The 3,032-nt window shown below is 63.2% G+C and carries 3 protein-coding genes and 3 tRNA genes; all 6 read right to left on the reverse strand.

The window, feature by feature from the left end:
- Positions 1 to 440 (reverse strand): patatin-like phospholipase family protein (locus tag L0G76_RS15175; RefSeq protein ID WP_304357980.1); only part of this gene is annotated, 440 nt, incomplete at its 3' end.
- Between the two features lie 156 nt (positions 441 to 596).
- Positions 597 to 1,481, reverse strand: coding sequence for an SDR family oxidoreductase (locus L0G76_RS15180; RefSeq protein ID WP_096158266.1), 885 nt, complete (start codon positions 1,479 to 1,481; stop codon positions 597 to 599).
- Positions 1,482 to 1,815: 334 nt separating this feature from the next.
- Entirely contained in the window at positions 1,816 to 2,430 is a 615-nt protein-coding gene (locus L0G76_RS15185) for a hypothetical protein (protein ID WP_096158267.1), read from the reverse strand.
- Between the two features lie 89 nt (positions 2,431 to 2,519).
- Positions 2,520 to 2,595: transfer RNA gene (locus L0G76_RS15190), tRNA-Phe, on the reverse strand.
- A 69-nt stretch (positions 2,596 to 2,664) separates the two neighbouring features.
- Positions 2,665 to 2,738 (reverse strand) — tRNA-Asp (locus L0G76_RS15195).
- A gap of 55 nt (positions 2,739 to 2,793) precedes the next feature.
- Positions 2,794 to 2,866, reverse strand: a tRNA-Glu gene (locus L0G76_RS15200).
- Positions 2,867 to 3,032 lie beyond the last annotated feature (166 nt).

Genomic DNA, 3,032 nt, shown 5'->3' on the forward strand with positions numbered 1-3,032 from the left:
CGGCCGCGGGAGACGTCGGAGACGATGACGACGAGCCGGTACTGCCGCTCCGGGGGGAGCGCGCTGTCGGGGTCGTCCAGGCGGAGGTCTCCCCAGGTGCGGATGCCCTGTGAGGTGAGGATGTCGTCAAGGAAGTCGTGGAGTGCGGTGCCCAGGTACATGCCCTTGTGGAACAGCAGCCCCTGGATCTTCCCGAGCCACGGCACGAGGCCGGAGGCCGGGTTGAGATCTTCGAAGTCGGTGAAGTCCTTGCCCAGGACCGTCTCGATGAGGCTCTCCGGCGGAATGCCCGCGGTGGTCAGTGCGCCCACGATTGCGCCGGCTGAGGTTCCGGCGATGCGGTGGATGGAATAGTCGGCCGAGGTCAGCGCATTGACCGCACCGACGAGTCCGGGCAGTTTCGCTCCTCCGCCTTCGAGGACCAGGTCAGTGACGGCCATCGCGTCCTCCTTCCGGGCAGGCTCTGATGCTCGGCCTCTCCTGCTCAGGCTCTTCTGCTCAGCGTCGCTGTGCAAGCGGCCATCGTGACGCTGCTCCTCCTCTCATTGTCCACCCAGCAGGCGTGGGGCAATGAGAGGAGGAGGCCGTGTCCCTCGTCAGGGGTGCGTGGCGGCGCCTTCGACGGAATTCAGCTCGGCGGCCGGCGAAGCAGTGTTCGGCTCTGGAGACACGGGCCGGCGGCCGGTGAAGTGGTCCATGGTCTTGTTGACCCCGAGGAAGTCCAGCACTCGGTCGAAGGTCCGTGTCGGCAGTAATCGCATGGCCGGCAGCAGGCGGACCAGTGAGGGCATGACGAGCTGTTCGCGCCCGGATTCGATGGAGTCGAGGACATTGGAGGCGACGTGGTTCTCCTCGAGGATGGGCAGAAGGCGGGGGAACTTCGTGGTGACGCCTTCGAACATGCCGGTGTTGATGTAGAACGGGCACACGACGAGAGTTCCGATGTTGCTGCCGTCGGTGCGCAGCTCGTTCCGCAGGGACTCGGTGAAGCCCAGCGCGGCGAATTTGCTGGCTGAGTAGTCGGTCTGCTTGGCCACACCGGTGAATCCTGCGGCGCTGGAGATGGTGACCACGCTGCCGCGGTCACGTTCGAGCATTCCGGGCAGGAAGGCACGTGTCGTCCAGTACAAGGCGAGGACGTTGACGTCGTAGACGCGTCGGATGGCATCCTCATCTGCGTCCAGCAGCTTCTTGCCGGTGACGATTCCAGCGCAGTTGACGAGGACGTCGACTGGTCCGGTGTCCTCTGCGATGAGGGCAACCTGGTCGGAGTCGGCCACGTTGACCGTGAACGAGCGGGCGTGCGATCCGGTCGCCGCGATCTCATCGGCAACGCGCTTTCCGCTTTCAGCCGAGAGATCCCAGATCAGAACCTCTGCGGCTCCACGTGCCGCGGCGTCGAGGGCCATCAGGCGTCCGATTCCGCTGCCTGCACCGGTGATCAGCACCCGTGCACCGGCGATCTGTGTTCCACGTTTCATGTGGTTGCTCCTTTGCATCATGTGGTCTCAACGGTGAGTTCGTTGAACCAAAGTTACTGTACAGTACACGTGTTTGCAATCACAGAGGGTTCCCTGTTGGCGTCAGGCCGGACCGCAAAGCCGATGAGCGAATCCGGCGAGTGCGGCTGTCCGGGAGAGCCGGTCCTGTGAGTGACGGTGAGTGAGCTGTCGATGTGCGCTGAATCCGCATCCAGGCCTCCGCTCCGAGATCCTTCTCAATGTTGGTGAGCGTCTGATCCATGTGGGTGCCTCAAATATTGCAGTACCCCTATGGGTCGGCCCGAAGAGCATGGCAGGCGTCAATGCTCAGGTCTCAGGGTTCACCGATCGGCAGTGACTCGGTGCCCGGCAGTTTCGCCAATTTCTCCACCAGGCGATGCTCGCCGACGGCTCTCCATGGGTGTCCGTCATGTTCGCCGGTCACCATGGTGACCGTGCCGGAGGCTCCGTTGACCAGGGAGTCGAAATCCGGGTGGTAGAAGTCGCCGCCAGTTTCCTCGTCGATGGACCAGTCGACGGCGGTGCCGGAGTCATCGATCGGTGCTTCCAGCATGACCAGAGGCTCGCGGCATTCTGCGGTCTCGGTCGAGGGGCGGCTGGTGTTTTCGAGGTAGACGTACGTCCAAGAGTCGCCCAGGGTGGGTTCTTCACACTTGAGTTTGAGTTCGTCGACGAGCTGGCCCAGCACGCTTCGGCTGCAGGTGGCGTCGGACCCGCACTCCTCATCACTCTTAAGCCGGTGCGCGTCACGGATCAGGCCGTCGTCGTCTTCGCTTGAGCCGCCTTTGCTGGAGCCGCTGCTCTTATCGGCCGAAGCTGAACCAGCCTCGTCTGCGCCGCTGTCGGCAGAGCCTGAGCCCGATCCGCCTTGGCAGCCGGCGAGCAGGGTAAGTGAGACGAGGAGTGGGAGAAGCAGGGGAGTGCGCATGGTTCCTTTGGGTATTTGCGGGAGGGGACGCCGACAGAACGGGCTGCGGACACACGAAAACCCCCGCCGCGGCGAGGGTTTTCGTTGCTTGGTGGCTCCGACCGGCGTCGATCCGGTGACCTTTCGATTTTCAGTCGAACGCTCTACCAACTGAGCTACAGAGCCAGGCCGACAACATACCGAAGTACGCTGAGAGAAACAAAGGCCCTTCCGAAGAAGAGCCTTTGTGCTCCGCGACCCTGACCGGACTCGAACCGGCGACCTCCGCCGTGACAGGGCGGCGCGCTAACCAACTGCGCTACAGGGCCTAACTGGTGTAACTATTCTATCCGTTGTGGTGTCGGACTTTCCAATCCTACACCGTACCCCCAACGGGATTCGAACCCGTGTCGCCGCCGTGAAAGGGCGGTGTCCTAGGCCTCTAGACGATGGGGGCCCAGGTTGTCCTCGGATTCCCCCGGGGCAACGACGTTAAGCTTATCCCAACCGTTTCGGAGAATGCAAAACGATATCGAGTGTCCTCGGTCACACCGATTCTGCGGCTGTCTCCCGCTCCGCCGAGCCCCTCAGTCAGCCGCCCCGTGCCGACACCGCCAACGCCC

Source organism: Brevibacterium picturae (genome assembly GCF_030453725.1).
Classification (GTDB): Bacteria; Actinomycetota; Actinomycetes; order Actinomycetales; family Brevibacteriaceae; genus Brevibacterium; species Brevibacterium sandarakinum_A.

Excerpts from the sequence above, each read along its gene's own strand:
- L0G76_RS15180 (WP_096158266.1), bottom strand. The coding sequence starts at position 1,481 with ATGAAACGTGGAACACAGATCGCCGGTGCACGGGTGCTGATCACCGGT.
- L0G76_RS15185 (WP_096158267.1), bottom strand. The coding sequence starts at position 2,430 with ATGCGCACTCCCCTGCTTCTCCCACTCCTCGTCTCACTTACCCTGCTC.